The 21,188-nt window shown below is 47.7% G+C and carries 18 protein-coding genes; 6 read left to right on the plus strand and 12 right to left on the minus strand.

Annotated elements, in window-relative coordinates; genetic code table 11:
* Window positions 1–525 precede the first annotated feature (525 nt).
* From AB1757_29685 to AB1757_29695, 3 genes are read left to right on the plus strand one after another with little or no spacing between them, the layout of a single operon-like run.
* Window positions 526–1,212, plus strand: coding sequence for an inorganic pyrophosphatase (locus tag AB1757_29685; GenBank protein MEW6131238.1), 687 nt, complete (start codon window positions 526–528; stop codon window positions 1,210–1,212).
* Between the two features lie 2 nt (window positions 1,213–1,214).
* Entirely contained in the window at window positions 1,215–2,384 is a 1,170-nt protein-coding gene (proB, locus tag AB1757_29690; GenBank protein ID MEW6131239.1) for a glutamate 5-kinase, read from the plus strand.
* 26 nt (window positions 2,385–2,410) lie between these two features.
* A complete protein-coding gene (locus tag AB1757_29695) occupies window positions 2,411–3,742 on the plus strand; it encodes a glutamate-5-semialdehyde dehydrogenase (GenBank protein ID MEW6131240.1) in 1,332 nt (443 codons plus the stop codon).
* Here the strand turns inward: AB1757_29695 and AB1757_29700 are convergent.
* Genes AB1757_29700 through AB1757_29710 form a run of 3 tightly spaced genes read right to left on the minus strand, consistent with a single transcriptional unit; the run spans window position 3,728 to window position 6,104 of the window.
* Window positions 3,728–4,285 (minus strand): hypothetical protein, encoded by a 558-nt coding sequence (locus tag AB1757_29700; protein MEW6131241.1) that lies wholly within the window; start codon window positions 4,283–4,285, stop codon window positions 3,728–3,730. The genes AB1757_29695 and AB1757_29700 overlap by 15 nt on opposite strands.
* Before the next feature lie 13 nt (window positions 4,286–4,298).
* Window positions 4,299–4,880 (minus strand): FmdE family protein, encoded by a 582-nt coding sequence (locus AB1757_29705; protein MEW6131242.1) that lies wholly within the window; start codon window positions 4,878–4,880, stop codon window positions 4,299–4,301.
* Between the two features lie 51 nt (window positions 4,881–4,931).
* A complete protein-coding gene (locus tag AB1757_29710) occupies window positions 4,932–6,104 on the minus strand; it encodes a DUF1343 domain-containing protein (protein ID MEW6131243.1) in 1,173 nt (390 codons plus the stop codon).
* Window positions 6,105–6,244: 140 nt separating this feature from the next.
* Between AB1757_29710 and AB1757_29715 the strand changes: the two genes are divergently transcribed.
* Window positions 6,245–6,961, plus strand: coding sequence for a DUF4197 domain-containing protein (locus tag AB1757_29715; protein MEW6131244.1), 717 nt, complete (start codon window positions 6,245–6,247; stop codon window positions 6,959–6,961).
* Window positions 6,962–7,226: 265 nt separating this feature from the next.
* Here the strand turns inward: AB1757_29715 and AB1757_29720 are convergent, their stop codons facing one another.
* From AB1757_29720 to AB1757_29745, 6 genes are all read right to left on the minus strand, one after another.
* Window positions 7,227–9,431 (minus strand): molybdopterin cofactor-binding domain-containing protein, encoded by a 2,205-nt coding sequence (locus AB1757_29720; protein ID MEW6131245.1) that lies wholly within the window; start codon window positions 9,429–9,431, stop codon window positions 7,227–7,229.
* The gene (locus AB1757_29725; protein ID MEW6131246.1) at window positions 9,428–9,904 is read right to left on the minus strand and encodes a (2Fe-2S)-binding protein; all 477 of its coding nucleotides are present in this window, start codon (window positions 9,902–9,904) and stop codon (window positions 9,428–9,430) included. Before AB1757_29725 ends, AB1757_29720 begins: the two co-directional genes overlap by 4 nt.
* 58 nt (window positions 9,905–9,962) lie before the next feature.
* A complete protein-coding gene (locus AB1757_29730; protein ID MEW6131247.1) occupies window positions 9,963–10,916 on the minus strand; it encodes an alpha/beta hydrolase-fold protein in 954 nt (317 codons plus the stop codon).
* 311 nt (window positions 10,917–11,227) lie between these two features.
* Window positions 11,228–11,911, minus strand: coding sequence for an intradiol ring-cleavage dioxygenase (locus tag AB1757_29735; protein ID MEW6131248.1), 684 nt, complete (start codon window positions 11,909–11,911; stop codon window positions 11,228–11,230).
* Window positions 11,912–12,053: 142 nt separating this feature from the next.
* Complete coding sequence (locus AB1757_29740) at window positions 12,054–14,219, minus strand: S9 family peptidase (GenBank protein MEW6131249.1); 2,166 nt, start codon at window positions 14,217–14,219, stop codon at window positions 12,054–12,056.
* A gap of 144 nt (window positions 14,220–14,363) precedes the next feature.
* Window positions 14,364–15,125, minus strand: coding sequence for a 3-oxoacyl-ACP reductase family protein (locus AB1757_29745; GenBank protein ID MEW6131250.1), 762 nt, complete (start codon window positions 15,123–15,125; stop codon window positions 14,364–14,366).
* Window positions 15,126–15,319: 194 nt separating this feature from the next.
* Here AB1757_29745 and AB1757_29750 point away from each other — a divergent pair, with 194 nt between their 5' ends.
* Both AB1757_29750 and AB1757_29755 read left to right on the plus strand, forming a co-directional pair.
* On the plus strand, window positions 15,320–16,165 hold the full coding sequence (locus AB1757_29750; GenBank protein MEW6131251.1) for a CARDB domain-containing protein: 846 nt from the start codon (window positions 15,320–15,322) through the stop codon (window positions 16,163–16,165).
* 134 nt (window positions 16,166–16,299) lie between these two features.
* Window positions 16,300–17,106 carry a hypothetical protein gene (locus AB1757_29755; GenBank protein MEW6131252.1) on the plus strand — a complete coding sequence of 269 codons (807 nt, stop codon included), beginning with the start codon at window positions 16,300–16,302 and terminating at the stop codon, window positions 17,104–17,106.
* A gap of 42 nt (window positions 17,107–17,148) precedes the next feature.
* On the opposite strand, the gene AB1757_29760 is transcribed toward AB1757_29755, so the two are convergent.
* The 3 genes from AB1757_29760 to AB1757_29770 form a co-directional block, all read right to left on the minus strand.
* Entirely contained in the window at window positions 17,149–18,366 is a 1,218-nt protein-coding gene (locus tag AB1757_29760; GenBank protein ID MEW6131253.1) for an MFS transporter, read from the minus strand.
* Window positions 18,367–18,471: 105 nt separating this feature from the next.
* A complete protein-coding gene (locus tag AB1757_29765; GenBank protein ID MEW6131254.1) occupies window positions 18,472–19,251 on the minus strand; it encodes a gamma-glutamyl-gamma-aminobutyrate hydrolase family protein in 780 nt (259 codons plus the stop codon).
* A 135-nt stretch (window positions 19,252–19,386) separates the two neighbouring features.
* The gene (locus AB1757_29770; protein ID MEW6131255.1) at window positions 19,387–21,174 is read right to left on the minus strand and encodes an AMP-dependent synthetase/ligase; all 1,788 of its coding nucleotides are present in this window, start codon (window positions 21,172–21,174) and stop codon (window positions 19,387–19,389) included.
* Between the last annotated feature and the right edge of the window lie 14 nt (window positions 21,175–21,188).

A 21,188-nucleotide genomic window follows, 5' to 3' on the forward strand; every position in this document is an offset into this window, starting at 1 on the left:
AGCGGCAGTAGCGGCAGTGGCAGTGGGTTAGTGAAATACGGAGTAGCGGCGAATCCGAACCGGGTAGCGAGGAGCGGGACGTTGACGATAGCGGGAAAGACCTTCACCATCAACCAAGCCGCTAAACTTTAAACAGTTCGGCTGAAAATATTCAATTTAATGCCGGTTTTTCGGACTATTTTATTTGTTGGTGGAACATCACCGGGCGCTTGCGATTTCAAGGAGGTTGCAGGAATATCTGGAAATGAGGATTGAAATTGCTGATTTTGATGAGCAATGGAAACAACTTTTCAAACACCACAGTAAGGTCAACTTATGACAGAGGCTTATCAACACGAAGTGACAGGTGAAATAATCAAGATGATTCATGATGAATATCCGGCGGTTCGGTGGACGTGCCAAAATTGTAATGAAGACAGTTGCACGATTTTTTATGAAGCTTCGGATGATGCAAAACTGGTGATGTGCGAATTTTGTGAGGCGACTCATATGGTGCAAAAACCTCGTTAAGGGAATGACAGATAGATGGATATAAATCCCGAAAAGTTTTATGAGTTGATGCGACTCATGTTTAAACCCAACCCCTGGCATGCCGTGTCGGTTGGTGAAAATATGCCCGACATTGTCAATGTGTATATTGAAATCATGCCCAAAGACACCATCAAATATGAACTCGATAAAGAAACCGGTTTGTTAAAAATTGACCGTCCGCAAAAATTTTCAAATATCTGTCCGACACTTTACGGGTTTATTCCGCAAACCTATTGTGGTGACCGCATCGGCGAGTTTTGTTCAACGCAAATGAATCGTCCGGGAATTCAAGGGGACGGCGACCCTTTAGACATCTGCGTGCTTTCGCAAAGGGAGGTCACGCACGTCAATATTTTATTGCAGGCAATTCCCATCGGCGGCATTCGTATGCTTGATAAAGCGGAAGCCGATGACAAAATTATCGCGGTGATGAAAGGCGATGCGACTTATGGCGAGTGGCGCGATATTGATGATTGCCCGCCTTCATTGATTGAACCGTTGCGCCACTATTTTCTGACTTATAAAAATGTTCCGAGCGATAATAAAGCCATCGTCGAATTGCCGAATATTTATGGGCGCGATGAGGCTCACGAAGTCATTCGCCGCAGTCGCGAAGATTATTTGCATAAATTCGGCGATGTTGAACAAATGTTAAAAACCGCAATGGAAAGTATGTTGTAAAGATGAATACCGACAGTTCAATCCGAAAACTTTTGGTCACCAATGCCAAACGCCTGGTGATCAAACTCGGCACTGCCGTATTGATGCGTGAAGAAAAGGGGTTTGCGCTCAGCCGGTTTTATTCGTTTGTTGAAGCCATTGCCGATATAAAAAAATCCGGGCGAGATGTTTTGCTGGTTTCATCCGGCGCGGTTGGTCTCGGCGTTGAACGATTGGGAATTGCCAGAGGCAATCAACTGCTATCACTCAGGCAGGCATGCGCAGCAATCGGGCAGGGGCGATTGATGGGATTATATGCGGATGCCTTTGATCGGTTGGGCATTGTCGCGGCGCAGGTTTTATTGACCGAAGAAGATTTTTCCAATCGCCGCCGCTTTCTGAATTTGCGTTCGACGGTTGGCAAATTGCTTGAACTCGACGCTTTGCCGATTATCAATGAAAATGACACGGTTTCAACCGCAGAACTTGAAACTCACGAAGCGCCTGCTTACGTTAAAGTCAACTTCGGGGACAATGATAAACTCTCAGCCCTGGTTGCGAGTAAAATCGAAGCCGATTTGCTGGTGATTCTCACGGATGTTGAAGGATTGTTTACCGCCAACCCGACGAGTTCAAGCGATGCGGCATTGATTCCTCTGGTTCGCGAAATCTCACCGGAAATCGAGGCGCTCGCCAGTAACGAAAAAAGCAATGTCGGGCGCGGCGGCATGAAAACCAAGCTCGAAGCCGCCCGCATCGCTACGCAATCGGGTTGTGCGGTAATCATCGCCAGCGGGAAAACGCCAGAGGTCATTAAACGGTTATTTTCCGGCGAAGCAATCGGCACCTTGTTTTTACCTCACACGGAGCTTTCAAGTAAGCGCAAATGGATTGCCTTTGCGACCTCAGTCAAAGCCGCTTTAGTCGTCAACGGCGGCGCGAAACAGGCGTTGATTGAGCGCAAAGCCAGCTTGCTTTCAGCCGGTGTCGTAGCGGTTCGCGGAAATTTTGAACGCGGCGATGTGGTCAGCATCCTTGATGAAAATGACCGCGAATTTGCGCGCGGAATGGTGAATTATTCGAGTGATGAGGCGAGAAAAATATCCGGTCTGGATTCATCCAAAATTGATGAATTAATTGAAAACCGCAATTATGATGCGTTGATTACCCGTGATAATCTCGCATTTGTTTAACCCGGTGGTTTTTATCGAATAACTTTATGCGCACTGTAAATAAAACTGAATCGGTCATCGAACTGGCACGCGAAGCCAAACGGGCGTCAGGTATTCTCGCGCAACTTTCAACAGCAAAGAAAAACCATTTGCTCGAAGTGATAGCCCAAAAACTCCAGCTCCATCAGGCGGAAATTTTACGAGCCAATCAACAGGATATTGAAAATGTTCGACCACAGGTTGAATCGGGTGAAATGTCCGATGCGATGTTTCGTCGCTTGAAACTCGACGAAACTAAACTTGCGGAAATTATCGAAGGCGTCAAACAGGTTGCGGCGCTTGCAGACCCGGTCGGAAAAATTACTTTAGCGACAAAACTTGATGAAGGTTTAAATCTCTATCGCGTCAATTGTCCGATAGGCGTTCTCGGCGTGATATTTGAATCGCGTCCTGATGCGTTGGTGCAAATCGCTGTGCTGGCATTTAAGAGCGGCAATAGCCTGTTGCTTAAAGGCGGCAGCGAGGCTGAACATTCCAATCGCATTTTATTTAATACCATTCAAAAAGCCATAGCAGAGGCGGGTTTACCTGCCGAATGTTTATTTCTGTTGGAAAGTCGCGAAGATGTGCGGACGCTTTTAAAAGCCGAGGGTTTTGTCGATTTGATTATTCCGAGAGGTTCCAATTCGCTGGTGAAATATATTCAGGAAAATACCAACATTCCGGTGCTCGGTCATGCGGAAGGTATCTGTCATGTGTATATTGACCGCGCCGCCGATATGCAAAAGGCTTTACGAATTACCATTGATGCGAAGACCCAATATGCTTCTGTGTGTAATGCGGCTGAGACCTTATTGATTCACCGCGATATTGCCAGAGAATTTTTGCCGACGGTGATTCCCGCGCTTCAACAAAAAAATGTTGAGATTCGATGTGCCGCCAAAGACATTCTCGAATTCGCCCTTGAAAATGTTGAGGAAGCCAGCGAAGAAGATTGGCGAACCGAATATAACGATTTGATTTTATCGATTAAAACCGTCGCTTCGATTGACGAAGCCATCGCCCATATTAATCGGTATGGTTCAAGGCATACGGATGCCATCATCACCGAAGACCCATCGACCTTTGAAAAATTTTTTGCCGAAGTCGATTCCGCAGGCGTATTTCTAAATGCATCGACGCGCTTTGCCGACGGGTTCCGTTATGGCTTTGGAGCCGAAGTCGGCATCAGCACCCATAAACTTCATCCGCGTGGTCCCGTGGGATTGGATGGACTGGTCACTTACAAATATAAATTAATCGGCGATGGTCATATCGTCGCGGATTATTCAGGCAAAGATGCCAAGCCCTTTCTTCACACACCGCTAAAAATTGATTGACCGTTGCAATGCGCGATCTCGCGTTCGTAAGACCAGCGCGCAAACGGTGACTGCCAGAAAACTGACCAGCCAGAAATAGAACCCGATTTTGATTTCTTTTAATTGCAAATAAAATGTTGCCCCTTCATTAGCGGGCACTTTTTGCGAAAAAAGCATAAAAGTTTGCAAAGCCACCACGATAGCGAATAGCGAACACAGGACTGAGGCTATCCAGCCTCTGAATAAAAGAAAAAGCAACGATAGCGCCCAGAAAATATTTGCCAGCCAGGCGAACTGACCGATAAACACGGCTGCCCAACCGGCAACCAGCGCGGCAAACCCGCGCATCAATCCATCCGAATACGAGGTTCCATCTTCTTTGATAAACTCAAGGACAGGTAAAACACAGGCGATAAAATAACTAGCCAGACATATCAAGATGGCAATGATGCGCGGTTTCATCTGTAGTCGGGGTTTGGGATTTAACGACGGGAACGATTGATAGATGGGTTGGTGACCGGATTGATTCGGATAATTGTCAGGCAATTGATTGGCTGGATGCACGATAAATTTTCTTTCAGATTCTGGTGAAATAGGCGTCGCCGGCGCACGGGCGGCACAACACCCGATTGTCTTTAATGATTTCGCGATGGTCGTTAATGCCTTCACCACAAGCTTCGCAAATCACCCGCGAGACTGGACGACCAGGTTGGTCTTCGATAGGAACACTAACTTTGACGCGCTCAACTTTGAAAAGTTTTTCGTCGGGTAAAATTTTATACGCCTGTAATTGCCGCTGATATTTGTTGGCGATTTCAGGGAAGGCTTGGTCTGCTGCATCTCTTGCCGAATCGAGCGCGACAATGCGAATGGCTTCTTCGGTTTTTAAATTCAAAAACGTGGCGGCAAGTTTGCCATAATCATGATATTTCAAGGTGCGCTTTCCCAAACGACAACCGGTTACTGTATTGATGGCATCGGCAGCGCAACGGTCAATTTCGACGAACACGAGAATCTCTTTGCGCTCAGAATGGCGCGGGTCACTGATGCCGATTTTTTCACAACCGAGCATCGCCATGCGTACGCCTAAAACTTGCCCGGCGCACATATGCCCGTGTGATTTTTCAGCCCACTCCAAATAAGTATCCAGCGTTTCCATGTGTTTAAAGCTTAACCAGTCTTATCTATTTCCTCAAAGCGATTTCAATTTTCAATAAAGCAGGTAAGCGTTTCGTATCCGGGCAAAATTTTCTAAACCCGCGCGCCAACCGGCTTCGATTTGACTGATTGGCGTTCCCGTTTCAATATGTTCGCAGATACTGGCGCTGCCGTTAATCACGTCGAATGGCAGTTTATTGAACACATATTCATAAGGCGGTTCTTTCCAGCCGAATTTCATCGGGTAGAGTCGTTTGATACAGCTAATGATGGCAATGCTGGTAATGACCGGTTTGAAATGCATTCGGTCATTCACATGAATTTGCAATCCACCGCATAATTCACCCGTGAATTTGTGAAACGTCGGTTGAAAAAATACCGGTCGAAAGACCACACCGGGCAGTTCCTCTTTTTTTAATTCATCATGCAAATCATAGGGATTGATATAAGGTGCGCCGATGATTTCAAATGGTCGGGTGGTGCCGCGACCTTCGGATAAGAGGGTGCCTTCAAACATCACCGCGCCGGGATAAACCACAGCCGTATCCACGGTCGGCATATTCGGTGAAGGCAATATCCAGGGAAGGCAGGTGTCTTCAAAAAACATTTCACGCTGCCAGCCTTCCATGCGCACCACTTGCAAATCACAACCGATTTTGAACGCTTCATTAAACAGCTTTGCGAGTTCCCCGACTGTCATACCATGTCGCATGGGCAAAGGGTACATGCCAACAAAGGAATGAAATTCGGGTTCGTGTATATTGCCTTCGATATGAATGCCGTTAATCGGATTGGGGCGGTCAAGCACGATGAATTGTTTTTGGTGTTCGCGGGCAGTTTCCATCGCCAGCGCCATCGTGTAGATGAAAGTGTAAACCCGCGTGCCGACATCTTGAACATCGAATACCAGCGCATCCACATCTGCGAGCATTTCTGCTGTGGGTTTTCGAGTTTCGCCATACAGTGAATAGGCTGGCAGCCTTGTTCGCGAATCGGTGAAGGTTTCCCACTCAATCATATTATCCTGGGTCTCTCCGCGAATCCCATGTTGGGGACCGAAACAGGCTGTGAGATTAATCTCCGTGTGATGAAAAAACAGGTCAGCGGCGTGCTCGAATCGGGAATTGATTGAAGCCGGATTGACGATTAATCCGATGCGTTTTCCTTTGAGTAATGTGCCACGCGATTCCAATAGAACTTCTAAACCAAGTTTCACTTTCGCCATTTCAACTTTTCATGATTCCTTTCAAGATTTAAGCTGTTTTACAAGCATCCCCATTTACAAATAAGTGAGTGAACCTTTCAGCTTTTGGTTTGCATCTTATTCGAGCAATCCTCAATCCGTTATCAAAGGAGAATGATTTTATGCGCTCGCTCAAATTGCTGCTTGCGATTTCAATGATACTTATCGTTTCGTATGATGCTGCTTCGGTTCGGGCAAAGTCAAACCGGTCAACACCCGCCAGTTCGGTTCAGGATGATAACACCAAAGCGTTGCGCGAGGTGTTGTTGAATGGCTCGCTCAACGCGGTAAACGAATTGGGGCGTCTGGATGGCTTTTATAAAAATCCCCGGGTGAAAATCCCTATGCCGAAATCGCTGCAGACCGTAGAAAAAACTTTGCGGTTCATCGGACAGAAAAAAGCCGCTGATGATTTCGTACTGGCGATGAATCGGGCGGCGGAAAAAGCGGTTCCCGCTGCGGTTGAGGTGTTTAAGAATGCCGCCAGACAGATGACCTTTACCGATGCAGTGCGCATCGTTAAAGGACCCGATGATGCGGCGACCCAGTTTTTTCGCAAAACCAGTGAAGAAAATTTACGCGCAAAATTTTTACCTGTCGTCAGGAAATTCACCGAAGAGGTCGGGGTCACTGCGCAGTATAAAAATTTAATTAAACAAGCGGGCCCGATTGCCAGCCTCGCGGGCAAAGAAGCAACAGACATTGATGGGTATGTGACGCAGAAGGCTTTAGATGGCTTGTTTCTACTGATGGCAGATGAAGAACGACGCATTCGCCGCGACCCGATTGCCAGGACTTCGGAAATCTTGAGAAAAGTATTCGGCATCGGCAGGCGCTGATTTGGGTAATCAAAAGACGAACTAAACCGGGATGCAGAAGCTTGGTACACGACAGATTAAGAATAAGCCCGGTTTATCGGCATTTTTCAACATCGAGTGTGCCAATGTCTTGATTTCTGGTTTAGAGCCATTTGCAAATGAGATTACTGGTATGGAGTGCGGTGACTTGTCGCAGCACTCCATAATCGAAGACTCGTCTCGATTTTTGAGTAAAGGCAATTGCAAACCGATTTAGTCCAGCGAAAGAGAAAACAACCGGTCACGATTACCGCTGCGTGTTGGTTGCTTCTGATACCTTCAAGCCATCAGGAACCAGTGGCAATGACCGCAGGCGAATTCCCGAAGCATTGAAAATCGCATTGCTGATTGCCGGGGCGAGTGCCACAATCGGGCATTCGCCCGCGCCTGCCGATGGCAAATCTTTGCGGTCGAGCAAGACGGTTTCCAACCTTGGCACATCATCAAAGCGCGGCACCCGGTAACGCGAAAACCGCGGATTGAGAATTTTACCGTTTTCAAAATCGATTGCTTCAAAAAGCGCTCCGCCCAGCCCTTGAATGATTGACCCTTCAATCTGATTTTTCAGACCATCTGGATTGACAATCGCGCCGCATTCAAACGCGGTTACGACGCGCTCAATTTTTATCTTGCCGGTGTTGGTTTCGGTTGAAACTTCTACGCAACTGGCTACATAACCGCCTTTCTCGAATCCTCCGGCAATGCCATACCCGCGACCCGATGCGGTTTTAATTTTATCCCAATTGATGGCTTTAGCTGCGGCTGCTAAAACGGCGCGCAAACGTTCGTCCTTTAAATTTTTTAGTCGGAACTCCAGCGGGTCGAGTTTTAAACTGAGCGCCAGTTCATCAATGTGGACTTCGCGAGCAAAATGATTTGCCGTCGATGCCAGTGCCCGATACGAGCCTTGCCGTAACGGTGAATTGACTTGATGAAATTCGATGCGTTGGTGCGGAATATCATAAACCGGACGAATGCCGGCGGTGCCAGAGTTATAGTTGTGAAATTCCCAGGCAGTAATTATTCCATCCTGCGACACGCCGCTTTTAATTTCAATCACGCCTGCCGGGCGAAAATATGCCCAGGTGAATTCTTCTTCGCGTGTCCACACCAACTTGACCGGTTTGCCTGCGGCTTTCGCCAGACGCGCGGCTTCAATTGCGGTTTCGCCGGTATGTTTGCCGCCGTAACCTGACCCGGTGTCCGGGACAATCACGCGCACTTTTTCTTCCGGCAGATGAAAAGTGTTTGCCAGTTCACTGCGGACACCGAACGGTCGTTGAGTGCCCGTCCAGACCGTGAGCTTACCGTCTTTCCATTCGGCAACCGCCGCGCGCGGTTCGAGTGGCGCGTGGGCAATGTAAGCGATGTTGTAGGTTTGTGCTAATTTTTGATGAGCTATAGCTTTGCCTTCTTCGAGTGAACCACGAACGAAATTTGGGCGGGTGTCGGTAGAAATCTTTTTCAAATGGGTAAACAGGTCTTTTGCGGAAACCTGCGGCGTGGTTTCCCACTCGGCGCGAATTGCTGCAATTGCCTGTGAAGCCACTTGTAAATCGGGCGCAGTGACGCCGACGAAATCACCATCGCGCACAACTGTCGCGCCGGTTATACGCTCAGCATTTTTCGTGTCGATTGAACTGAGTTTTGCGCCGAATGCGGTCGGGCGTAATATTTTGCCGACCAGCATCCCTGTAAGTTTTATATCTGTCGTGTACTGATGTTTGCCGGTGACGATGTCGCGGGCATTCACTTTGTGCAGGGGCTTCCCGGCAATTTTCCAGGCTGTAGGTGATGTGAGCGTCACACCCTGAGCGATGGTCTTCATCAGCTTTTGCCCCCTGGTGAGTTGCCCGAAACTTATTGATTGTTTCGTAATCGTAGATGAAATTTTGCCATCACGAACCAGCAGAGAAGTGCGCTCGGTTTTTAACTTTTCCGCAGCCAAATCAATCAACAATTCGCGCGCTGTGGCTGCTGCGCGTCGCAGTTGCGGACTCATATTGGGGGTCGTCAGACTGCCGAATGTTCCAGCATCGTAAGGCGTCAAATCGGTGTCGCCCATCACCAAACGGATTGAAGCAATGGGAACGCGCAACTCTTCGGCGACGACTTGTGATAGCGATGTGCGAATATCCTGCCCGACTTCTACTTTGCCTGTGTAAACCGTCACCGCGCCATCTTCGCCGATGTGCAGCCACGAGCCGATATCTTGTGGCAATGCGCCGCCACCGCGCCGCCTGCCGCCGGATTCCTGCTGACCGAGTGCCTCGCTCAGTGTAAAGGCAATCACCAGTCCGCCACCTAAAGTCTTAAAAAAATCGCGGCGTGCTATCTCGAAATGATAAAGCGGCAATTCGCTTAATTCGTAGCGGTCGGGTTCGATTGGTGGTTCAAGATTGGGTGTTATGACTGGCGCGAGTGGCGATTTGTCTTTGGTTTTCTGCCTCATCGCCCACCTCCTTTCTTTACACCGGCAGCCTGGCGAATCGCTGCGACAATGCGCGGATAGGTTCCGCAACGACAAATGTTGCCTTGCATCGCGCGAATGATTTCCGCATCGGTAAGTTTGGCATTTTTACCTAACAAGCCAACGCCGGACATAATCATGCCGGGAATGCAATAGCCGCATTGCATTGCGCCGTTTTCAATAAAGGCTTGCTGCAAGGGATGCAAACGCCCGTTCTGTTCAAGTCCTTCGATGGTGGTGACCTGTTTACCGGCAACCGCAGCAACCTGGGTAATACAAGCGCGCATCGGTTGCCCGTCAACCAGCACGGTGCAAGCGCCGCATTGACCTTCGCCACAACCATATTTCGTGCCGCTCAGATTGAGGTCATCACGTAACACGTTCAACAAACGGCGCTCAGTGTCGATTTCCATTCGATGTTTGGTTCGGTTGACCTGAAATTCTATAACTTTCATAAACACCTCATTACATCCGGTATTTGAAAATTTTGTGCCCCTTACTAATTTTTACTCGCTATTTAGGTTTCTTTTCAAAGGCATTTTTCAGGGGGGCAAGTCGTTTGCGAGCGGCTTCCACTTCCGGGTCTGGTGGCGGAGGATTCAGATAGCGCGCTATAAATCCCAGCGCTTCAATCGCGCGTGGACGAATGGTGCGCCCGACATGGTCTGCGCCGCGAACCAGATGATATTCGTGTGCAATCTGCTTATCCCACAAGATGCGATGCAAAAACTCCGTCGCTTCGTGCAGGTAAAACAAATCTTCATCGCCGGCTTCGATGTATATGCTCAAATTCGCTGCGCGCAATTTGTCGGCTTTCACTGTGGCAAGCGTAGCGACATTGTTGGCTTCCCAATAAGCCTCATCAAACGGTTTGCCGAAAATCGTCTCCATCAAATCCTGTCCGCGATAAAATTTATAGCGTGATGACAAATCCTTCCATTTGAGCACCGGGTCAATGCCGGGTTCCAATGCCGCCACCGCGCCAAATTTTTCGGGGTACTTAAATGCCAGTCGCAAGCTTCCCATGCCACCCATCGAAATCCCCGATAGCAGGGTTGCCTGACGTTCGCGTGTGACCTTAAATTTTGCGCGCAGATGTTCAATAAATTCTGTCACGATGAAAGTCTCCCACTTCTGAGAACCGTCTTTGTAATCCATATAAAATGACCGTGCTGCGCTCGGCGTAATGACCACCATCGGGGGCAAGGTTCCGGCTTTCCACATCTCATCGAAGATTGGGCGCATACGTGTCAGGAAACTTTTATCTCCGCCACCGCCATGCAGAAACAGGAGTAAAGGCAAATCCTTCGCTTGCTCATATCCATCCGGTAACAATGCGGCATATTCAACCGGACTCAGCACCAGCTTGGTTTCGACTTTTGCATCAACAAGCTGACTGGCAAAAACGCCTTGATAAAAAAGGCAAACAAACAGAAGTGAAAAGAGTGGGTAGGTTTTACGAATCACAGTAGCTCCTTTAAAAAATCCCATTCAACCTGAAAAAGTAATCAGCGCGACAACCATTCATCGCATCTGCGGAGGTGATTGTTTATCAAGGTTGTACCTCCTGATAAAGGTGGGGAGATTAAATTTGATTCCACTGCGAAAATCTTGCCGGTTACTTTCGCAAGTTTCCAGGCTGGTTTTTTGTTTAGAAGAATTGGAGGGAGAGTTATATCACAGTTGCACGGCTGGCGCTCAACGAAGAAAAAGAATTAAGAGAGATGCGTGGAGGATGTGAAGACTCCCTTTTTACATACCCCTCGGCATCATTTAATTTAGCGATAATCGGGAATATTTAAACCTAAAGTAATGTCGCGTTTGCCTACCCACACGCCGTTTTGTTTTTTGAGATACATGATGCCTGAGCCGCCGCGATTATGAACTTTGCCGCGTTCTGCTTTGGTCAACAATGGGTCATCATCGAAGACATACTCATCAATCCAGTATTCATTTTTGTCAGGCTCTTTGATAATCGGGTGAATGTGTGCAGGGAACGGGCGGTTCGGATATGCCGCAGGGCGTATGCTGGTGAACTGGTATTCGCCTTTGGCGTTGGTTTTCATCCAACCGCGCAAGTGTCCGTGACGACGACCAGGTGTTTGATTCGGAAAGGGCGAATAATAACCCTTCGCATCGGTGTGATAGACATAAAGAATGACGTTCGGCGCAGGCGTTTTGCCATCGCGCTGATAAATGATGCCACTAATTTCGAGCGGTTCGCCCGGCTCCGACGCGGGAGTGATTTTGGTCTGCCAATGCAATTCTTTCGGCATTCCTTCGTAAATCAATTCGCAACCATCACAGCCGCCACCAACTTTAGTTTGCAGTTGCGCAACACTTAGCGGCGAGTTGTTGCATTTCAATGCGCCAAACAATAGAGAAGGAAATACCGGGACGGCAAAAGAGGCGACTTTGATAAATTGTCTACGGCTGGCGATGCGTGAAGTCTGATGATTCATAGATACCTCCGTTAATTTTATAAGTCAGTTGTTAGACGCGCTCGATTTCATTTTTCTTCCGTTGAAAAAAAAGAAGCGGCGGAATCTGGAAATGGATTTCGCCGCTTCTTGAATCGTTGAAAATTAGTTCAACCCACGCTGGTTAATTTGAAGGCGTAGGCATTGCGGTTTTCGACATAGCTTTGTCTTCCGCCAAGCCCATCTGCCAGAGCATGAATGAATAGGTGAACGCCGTTTCGCGTAAGGCATCGTAACGACCGGATGCGCCGCCGTGACCCGCGCCCATGTTGGTTTTCAAAAGCAGTGGGTTATTATCGGTTTTCATTACCCGCAATTTGGCGACGAATTTTGTGCCTTCCCAATAAGGAACCTGACTGTCATTCAAAGAAACCTGAACCAGCATCGCCGGATAATTCTTTTTAGCGACGTTGTCATAGGGCGAATATTTGTACATATAATCGAATTCGCCTTTGTTGTTGGGATTGCCCCATTCGAGATACTCGCTGGTCGTCAGTGGCAATGACGCATCCATCATGGTGTTCATCACATCGACAAAAGGCACCTGCGCGACGACGGCTTTGAACAAATCCGGTCGCATATTGGTTACTGCGCCCATCAGTAAACCGCCGGCGCTGCCGCCTTGAATTACCAGACGGTCTTTTGAAGTGTATTTCTGTTTGACGAGATACTCGGCTGAGTCGATGAAATCATAAAAGGTGTTCAACTTCTTCATCATTCGCCCCTGCTCGCGCCAATCTTCACCGAGTTCGCCACCGCCGCGAATGTATGCCGTTGCATAAATCGCCCCTCTATTGAGTAAGCTCAAACGATTCGATGAAAATGTCGGAAACATCGAAGCGCCATAAGAACCGTAGGCGTAAAGCAACATCGGCGCTTTACCATCCAACTTCACATCTTTGCGGCGAACGATTGAAACGGGAACTTTCGTTCCATCGCGTGCCACTGCCCAGATGCGCTCCGCGACATATTGCTTGGCATCATATCCGCCCAATACTTCCTGCTGTTTTAAGAGTTTCCGCTGCCGCGTGTTCATATCGTAATCAAAGGTTGAAGGCGGCGTGACCATTGATTGATAACCGAATTGCAAGGTCGAAGTATTGAATTCCGGGTTGTTGCCGACAAACAGCGCGTAATCGGATTCGGGTGTAGAGATGCGATGCGCCTGATGAGTTTTTAAATCAATGACGCGAAGGTGATTGAGTCCGCCCTCTTTTTCCGAAATCACACAATGATTGACAAAAAAGCTGATGCCGTCGATTTTGATGTTCGGATTGTGAGCGATGAAAGTTTTCCAGTTTTTTTCCTGCGGGTCGTTTACCGGCGCGGTGACGATGCGGAAATTTTTCGCGGCTTTTTTGGTGCGGATATAAAAATTATCGCCGTAATGTTCAACCGAATATTCGTGACCCGATTCACGTTTCAAGATAACTTTGAATGCGCCATCGGGTTGATTGGCTGGCAGGTAGCGATATTCGGTCGAGGTTTTTGAAAAAGCTGCAAGAAAAATAATTTTTTCGTCATCCGAACGCGAGGCGCTGATGTCAAATAGCTCGTCCTTTTCTTCGTACAGCAATTCGTTTTTATCCGAGCCAACCGTATGCCGCCAGAATTTATCGTGACGTTTGGAAACCGGGTCTTCGGTGACATAAAAAAGCGTCTGGTTATCATTTGCCCAGACCACCGCCGTGGCGCGTTCAATCTTTTCATTCGACAATTCGCCGGTTTTTAAATTTTTCACATGCAGGGTGTACTGGCGATAGCCGTTGGTATCGAGCGAATAAGCCAGCCAGTTGCCATCATCGCTGACATTGAATGCGCCAATGCCTGAATAGGAATGACCTTCGGCAAGTTTATTCTGGTCGAGAAGAATTTCTTCTTTTCCCTCCAGGTTTCCGGCTTTGCGACAGAAGTAAGGATACTGTTTTCCTTCTTCGGTTCGGGTGTAGTAATAATAACCGCCCTTTTTATAGGGAACGCTCAAATCGGTTTGTTTAATGCGACCGAGCATCTCTTTGTAAAGGGTTTCCTGAAGCTGTTCAGTTGGCTTCATCACCGTCTGGGTGTAAGCGTTTTCGTCTTCAAGATATTTGATGACTTCGGGGTTTGATTTTTCGCGCAGCCAGAAATAATTATCGGTCAATTTGTAGCCATGAATTTCGGTTACTTTGGCGACCGCTTTGGCGATGGGCGGTTTCAACCGCGTATCGCTTTGAGCATGTGCGAAAGGCGCAATCGAAGTCACGATTAAGGCAGCCACAATCAGAAACGAACGGATGGGGTTTTTCATATTCACCTCGTAGATTCAGCAACACGATAAAGTTCTCAGGTGTGCCGTAGATTTACCAAAATTGATAAGGAGTTGTGGTCTGGGTCAATCTATTGTTATCCAACTTTGATTTTTATGCCAATTAAAACTAACGGTAAAAATTTTTTACCCGCACAATATCATGCCGCCATTGACGTTGAGGATTTCGCCGTTGACGTGAGCCGCGAGACTTGAGGCGAGGAAGAGAACCGGCCCGGCAATCTCTTCCGGGGTGGCAACTCGTCCAATGGGAATCAACTCGCGAATTTTGCGAATGGTTTTCCTATCGCGCAACGCTTCTTCGGTCATATCGGTTGCCACCCAACCGGGCGCAACGCAATTGACTGTGATACCGCGCGGCGCGAGTTCCGCCGCTAAGGATTTGGTCATTGAAATGATGCCGCCTTTGGTCGTTGCATAGTGTGAATGAAATGATTCGCCGCGTTGTCCGGCGGTGGATGAAATCAAAATCATGGTGCCGCGTTTTTGGGCGAGCATCGCGCGAGCCGCCTGCTGGCAACAGGCATAGATGGATTTCAGATTGATGTCCATCATCTCATCCCACGCGGCTTCGGTCATGGATTCAATCGGCGCACCTTTCCAGATGCCGGCATTAGCGACCAGAATGTCCACTCTACCGAACTTTTTCAGGGTTTGATTAAACATTTTTTCAACTTGTGCAGGACGCGAAACATCCGCCCGAACCATTAACACCCGTGCGCCATAGGCTTCGCATTGTTTGGCGATTTGCGAAGCGGCGTCGCTATCGCGCTGGTAATTAATCACCAGTCCGTCAACACCCGCTTTGGCGAAAAGAATTGCGGTGGCTGCACCGATGCCGCGAGATGCGCCTGTGATGATTGCGGTTTTTCCAGTCAGGTTAATCATAAGCATTGATTTTGGCGAGAGTCTATCACATCAACGATGCCGGTTGAAATTTTTCGTCGGATGCATACGCAAGGCATCAATCAAAATTCTCGTGAGGGAAAGATAATCGCTTTCCTGCGTTTGAATTTGTGGGACAACAGGAATAGCTCAAATAAAAACCTAATCATTAATCGAGAAAACTAAGGAGAACTGTAATGAAAAAGTTGGTGGCAACGACTGTGTTAGCCTTGATGGTTACCGGCAATTTGATAACAGCCCAAACCCGCATTAAACCGGTGACCGATGAATTGATTCCCAAAAATATTCCGCAGCCTAAAATAAAATTAAAAGGAAAAAATATTCTGCAAAATAACGGGCAAAATTTCGTGCGTTATGAGTTGCGTGTGAAAAACCATGACTTGTTCCCAGATACGCTATTTCAACCGGCTCCCGAACTTCCGGCGTGCGGAAAAAATACCGCCGCTTCAAGAACCTGGGTTGATATTGTAGAGGCAAACAGCGGAAAGCGAATCTATGGGTTTTGTTCGCTGAGTCAATCAGCAGATATGGAAAACCTGTGGTTTGCCGTAAAAGCCAATGAAGAACCGCCAGGTTGCGTTCAAGTGGTGATGACGGATAGAAAATTGAATCGGGTGTACAAGTCGAACGCGGTTTGTCTGTCGGCAGGCGAAAGCCCGGATGATATTGCTGACACGCCGGTCGGGCAGGCGGATTTGAAAGTGCGCCAGTTTCTATTCCCACCAAACGAAACCAAAGCGTTAAGAGTGCAAATTGCCAATTATGGAAATGCCGTAGCGCAGGCGAATGTCTTGCGATTAACGGTTCGCAAAATTAATGGCACGCCGGTCGGTCGCGAAACCGAAATTCAGGTGCCGAGTATTGCACCCGGAAAAGCCGAATGGGTTTTGATTTATGTGGATCAAATTTTACCTAAAAATGTCGCTTTGAAAGAGACAACCTTCAAACTCAATATTGACTCGACCAAAGTGGTCAGCGAATCCGATGAGAGCAATAACGAAACCTGGCACAATTTAAACTAACTCACGAATTGCAACGCCACGAATTTCAATAGAGTTTAGCAACTCTATTGAAATTTGTGGCGTTATTTTTTTACCAACAGGCTCACCACTACTCAACGTCAGTACAACCATCCTCACCTTGAAAGGAGATTAACATGGCCGAAAACCCGAATGGTTATTTATTTCGTTTTTTCGATATTCCGGTCTCAACCGTGAGAGGAGATGTTGAATATATCAACGTAAAGCGTTATCTGTCCGGCAGCACAGACCGCAATGGCGATAAAAGTAAGGTGTTTAACAAACTGCAATCGTTTGTCCGCTTCAGCAAAAGTAGGGAAACCGGTGAACCCTATCAACAGGGAGAATGGTTCGTTGACCCAAGGTTACATCCTCATGGACGAATTCAATATAGCTGGACAAAAGTTCTTGCGCCTTTTAACGGCAAAGGTACACCGGAAAGTTATTCACGGTTTCTCCATCTGGTGGATTTCTGGTTAGCTTTTGGTTGCAAGGGGATGTATCGTCCGGTTACCTGGACAAGCGTACCGACATTGAAAAAATTTGTGAACGATTATATGGGCGTCGATTGTAACAGTTTTGTCGGTGGCTTTTTTCAAGTGAACTATCCGGCGACCGGATGGCATACGAGCGTTGATTGGAACAAAGCTGAGTTGAAGCGCGGACCCCAACGCCAATCCATTGATGACGTTCAACCGCTTGATGTGTTGGTGCAATATAAAGGAAAGAAAGAAAAACATGTCGCCGTCATTGATGACATCTGGGGCAAAAAAGGTTCCAAAGCAACGGCAGTTATTTCTCAATCCGCAGGCTCGGCAGGCGGATTGTGGAGCGGCATGTGTACATTGGAAATTACCGCATCCGGCAAAGCCATCACCTCAAATGGCTACAGATGCGATTTCGATGAAGGCGCGTTTGGCGTCATTGGCGCAAACAGCTTTTGAATGAGAATGGTTGCAAGTAACGATTCATTGATTGACGCAATATCAATCACCGGTCGCGATAACCGGTTCAGCCTCATGAACGACCGTTTGTAAATGTTCTTCGCGAGGTAAAAAAAATGCGCAAACCGCACTCAATAGCGTGGCGATAGAGGCGTAAATTAACGCCTTTTGAAACCCCAGTGCTTGAGCAACCGGACGAAGCGCCTGAGGCGCAAGCGCGCCCACTCCCCAGGCTGCGCCCATCATCAAAGCCGAAACCGTACTGGTCTGTGTAGGCGCGAGTTCCTGCGCCATCGCTACATTAACCGGAATGGTTGACAATAAAACGAACCCGCCGAGAGCGAGCAAAACCATACTCAAAAAACCTGTGGTTAAAAATGCGCCGACCATCAACGGGGCTGCCAGTATCCCGGATGTCAGGGTAACGAATCGTCCCGAAAATCGTTCTGCAAGAATGCCGCCAACCAGTCCGCCGATGCCGCCCGCCATTAAAAAAATCGTCATGGCATTGCCGATTTGATTTAACCCAAAGCCTTGCTCTTTTAACATAAACGGCAAGTAATTATTGGTCGTCATCTGTAAACCGGAACGAATCACCGTAATCAGATAAAGCATCAATAAGGGTTGCCACGCGGCTTTTAAAGCGATGAGCAATTCCGATTTTACTTTTTTATTCGATGGTGTAACTGTCACCGCCTTTTTTTGCTCAGAGAGTGGCGGGCAAAATTTGTATAACACCGCAGACATTAATATGCCTGCAAACATGGTGTAATAGGCTTTATCCAATCCAAATGCCGATACGAAACGGGTGATGATAAATGGCCCGAAAGCAAAACCGATGGTGCCCGCTGCTGAAAAAATCGCCATTCCGATTCTGCGCCGTTCAGATGCGGCTTCGGAGGCGATGGCTGCCGATTGCGGATGAAAAGAGCCGATACCAAATCCGCCGCCGATCAACAGCACAATTAAGATTCCATAAGATGGCGCGAGTCCGATTAAGGATACAAAAACTGCCGTGATGGTTGGCGCGAAGACCGCGAAAAACCGTCGGGCATAGCGGTCGGAAATAATTCCATAAACCGGCTGCAAGATTGATGAAGTGATGGCATAGAGCGGCGCAAGCCAGAAAACCTGTGCGGTTGAAAGCGCCAGTTTTTCACCAAGCAGCGGCAACAAGGGGTAAATCTGGCTTGAATAAGCATCGCTGATAAAATGCCCCGTACAGAGGAGCGCCAGAGTGAAACGATTTTTCTTGGTCATAACGATTCGTAGTTTGACTTTTGGCGGGATAAAAAGCAATAAAACCGGAGTCGTAAGTTTGATTACTTAATCCCCCGGTTTCATCAGCAAAATTAGGCGATTGGTTTATCGAGCCGAGGTGGCAGTCTCTTTTTCAGTGGCATCTTTGTTCAATTCATTACGTCGTTCACGGGCTTTTTCGATAAACAGGTTAAAAATATTTTTTGACAGATTATCGTTTTGCCAGCCGACTTCCGGGTGCCATTGCACGCCGAGAACGAAACGGTCGGGACGCGGGTCAACCACGGCTTCGATAATGCCATCGGCTGCCCAGGCAATCGGTTCCAGATTTTTGCCGACGATGTCAATCGCTTGATGATGATGGCTGTTGACGAACGTTTTATTGCCATCGGCGAGTTTGGCAAGCAGCGAGCCTTCGGTAATCGTCACCGAATGCGACGGACGGTAGAATAAATCGCCCTGCATATGTTTGAGCGCGCCTTTGATTTCCGTGGCGATGTCTTGAATCAAGGTTCCACCGCGATAAACGTTGAGCGATTGAATGCCAAAACAGATTGCCAGAATCGGTAACCGTCGCGCTTCCGCTACGGTCATCAACATTGAATCGAGGTCATCACGCTTGGGAACTACCGGACCTAAACCCTGTTTCGGCTCATGCCCATAACGCAATGGGTCAACATCACTGATAGCACCCGATAAACAGATCGCATCAATGTGGTTCATAATCGTGTTGATGTAATCCATTTCGGGAATGAGCGGAAGTACGACAGGCGTCCCCCCTGCTGCATAAATCGCCTCCGGGTAGGTTTCGCGCAACTCGTAATAATTATTATTCCAATTATACCGACAGGGTATTCCAATGATGGGTCTATACGCTTCGCTCAACTTAATTCTCCTGATAATAAATTAGCCGCAGAGGGCAACCGGTCTGCGGCATTCAACGGGTAGAATGAACCCTAAGAATAAATCCTCAATTTGAGATTGTCAAAGCTTGCCGGTTACATCTTCGCAACACATGTGTCATTGATATAAACTTACAAGCAATTCTTTGTATCGCATCGTTACAATGTTGCGTTTTACTTTCAAGGTGGGGGTGATTTCATCAGCTTCAAGGCTTAAATCATGGCTTAAAATAACGAATTTTTTTATCGCCTCGGTTGACGATACTCGCAAGTTTATCGCATCGACCTGTTGTTGAATCAGCAAGCGAACCTCCGGATTTTCGGTTAATTCGCTGTAAGTTTGAAAATCAATGCCTTTTATTTTGGCATATTCTTCGAGTTCAATCTGATTCAAGGTAATCAGCGCCACGAGATAACTTTTACCGTCACCGTGAATCATGGCGTGGCTGATGAGCGGATGCTCTTTCAACCTGTTTTCAAGCACCAGAGGCGCGATATTTTTTCCCGTTGAGGTGATGATTAATTCTTTTTTGCGCCCGGTGATTTTCAAAAAACCGCGATCATCAAGTTCCCCCAAATCACCTGTGACCAGCCACCCGTTTTTAAACATTTCAGCGGTTTTTTCCGGCTCCTTGTAATACCCGCTGAACATCATGTCGCTGCGCACGAGAATTTCTCCATCATCGGCGAGGTGAATTTCACAACCGACCATCGCCGGGCCAACAGTTCCGAACCGATGATGAGCCGGGCGATTGAATGCCACGCAAACATTTTCAGTTAACCCGTAAGCTTCCAGAATCGGCACCCCCGCCGCATCAAAAAATTCTCCGATTTCTACCGGTAGAGGCGCGCCGCCCGAAGTCATCATGCGAATGTTGCCTCCGGTGTATTGTTTGACTTTTTCGGATAGAAGCTGGGAGGTTCTTTGGTGTTGGTTGAATAAATCTTGCGGCACGGGTTCACCGTTTTGCTGCAAACGGCTGAGGATCTTTCCAACCTGTAAAGCATGAATAAATTGTTGTTGCTCGCCCTCCGGGAATTGTTCGACATCAGCCATAATTCGCGCGTGAATCTTTTCAAAGAAACGCGGCAAACTGGCAAATATCGTCGGCTTGATTTCGAGCATATAGGAATAAAGGTTCGCGACATCATCAACAAAATAGGCGATGGTTCCCGCATACAGGCGTGTATAAAACCCTGCGATGCGTTCGGCGACATGACAGAAGGGAAGATATGAAAAACCTGTATCGCTGCTTTGTAAGTTGAGCGACTCGACCACCGATTGGGCGCTGTTGATGACATAGCGATGCGAAAGACAAGCGCCTTTGGGCTGACCTGTGGTTCCCGATGTGTAAACCATGATGGCAATGGCTTCGGCGGAGGTTTGAGTTGCCGATTCAATGACGCGGTTTTTGCATTCCGCGCTTTGATTTCGCCCGATTGCCAGAAGTTTGTCAAAGCTCGTGATACCTTGCGAGTCGTCGGTTATTTCATCTGTAACCCAAATGATTTTTTTCAGGTTCGGAAGCAAACCGCGAATGCTTAATATTTTTTCCAGTCGGTCTTTGCTATCAACCACGACAAACTCGGCATCGGCATGATTGATGATGAATTCACACTGTTCTGCGGAACTGGTTGGGTAAAGTCCGACACTGATGCCGCCTGCGATAATCGTCCCGACATCCGCATATGCCCATTGCGGTCGGTTGCTCATGAAAACACCGACCGAGTTATTTTCGGTGAATCCAAGGGCTTTTAATCCGCAGGCGAAATCAACCGCATGAGTGAAAAATTCATTCCAGGTTATCGGTTGCCAGGTGTTTTGACGACGCTCGTAAAAAACGGCTTGATTACCGTACTTTTCAACCTGAGAGTTGATGAATTGATAAATATTAGAAAATTTCATATCTGTCGGTCGGT

It is taken from the genome of Acidobacteriota bacterium (genome assembly GCA_040754075.1).
In the GTDB taxonomy this organism is placed as follows: domain Bacteria; phylum Acidobacteriota; class Blastocatellia; order UBA7656; family UBA7656; genus JBFMDH01.

Excerpts from the sequence above, each read along its gene's own strand:
- AB1757_29685 (MEW6131238.1), top strand. The coding sequence starts at position 526 with ATGGATATAAATCCCGAAAAGTTTTATGAGTTGATGCGACTCATGTTT.
- proB (MEW6131239.1), top strand. The coding sequence starts at position 1,215 with ATGAATACCGACAGTTCAATCCGAAAACTTTTGGTCACCAATGCCAAA.
- AB1757_29695 (MEW6131240.1), top strand. The coding sequence starts at position 2,411 with ATGCGCACTGTAAATAAAACTGAATCGGTCATCGAACTGGCACGCGAA.
- AB1757_29705 (MEW6131242.1), bottom strand. The coding sequence starts at position 4,880 with ATGGAAACGCTGGATACTTATTTGGAGTGGGCTGAAAAATCACACGGG.
- AB1757_29710 (MEW6131243.1), bottom strand. The coding sequence starts at position 6,104 with ATGGCGAAAGTGAAACTTGGTTTAGAAGTTCTATTGGAATCGCGTGGC.
- AB1757_29715 (MEW6131244.1), top strand. The coding sequence starts at position 6,245 with ATGCGCTCGCTCAAATTGCTGCTTGCGATTTCAATGATACTTATCGTT.
- AB1757_29720 (MEW6131245.1), bottom strand. The coding sequence starts at position 9,431 with ATGAGGCAGAAAACCAAAGACAAATCGCCACTCGCGCCAGTCATAACA.
- AB1757_29725 (MEW6131246.1), bottom strand. The coding sequence starts at position 9,904 with ATGAAAGTTATAGAATTTCAGGTCAACCGAACCAAACATCGAATGGAA.
- AB1757_29735 (MEW6131248.1), bottom strand. The coding sequence starts at position 11,911 with ATGAATCATCAGACTTCACGCATCGCCAGCCGTAGACAATTTATCAAA.
- AB1757_29740 (MEW6131249.1), bottom strand. The coding sequence starts at position 14,219 with ATGAAAAACCCCATCCGTTCGTTTCTGATTGTGGCTGCCTTAATCGTG.
- AB1757_29745 (MEW6131250.1), bottom strand. The coding sequence starts at position 15,125 with ATGATTAACCTGACTGGAAAAACCGCAATCATCACAGGCGCATCTCGC.
- AB1757_29750 (MEW6131251.1), top strand. The coding sequence starts at position 15,320 with ATGAAAAAGTTGGTGGCAACGACTGTGTTAGCCTTGATGGTTACCGGC.
- AB1757_29755 (MEW6131252.1), top strand. The coding sequence starts at position 16,300 with ATGGCCGAAAACCCGAATGGTTATTTATTTCGTTTTTTCGATATTCCG.
- AB1757_29760 (MEW6131253.1), bottom strand. The coding sequence starts at position 18,366 with ATGACCAAGAAAAATCGTTTCACTCTGGCGCTCCTCTGTACGGGGCAT.
- AB1757_29770 (MEW6131255.1), bottom strand. The coding sequence starts at position 21,174 with ATGAAATTTTCTAATATTTATCAATTCATCAACTCTCAGGTTGAAAAG.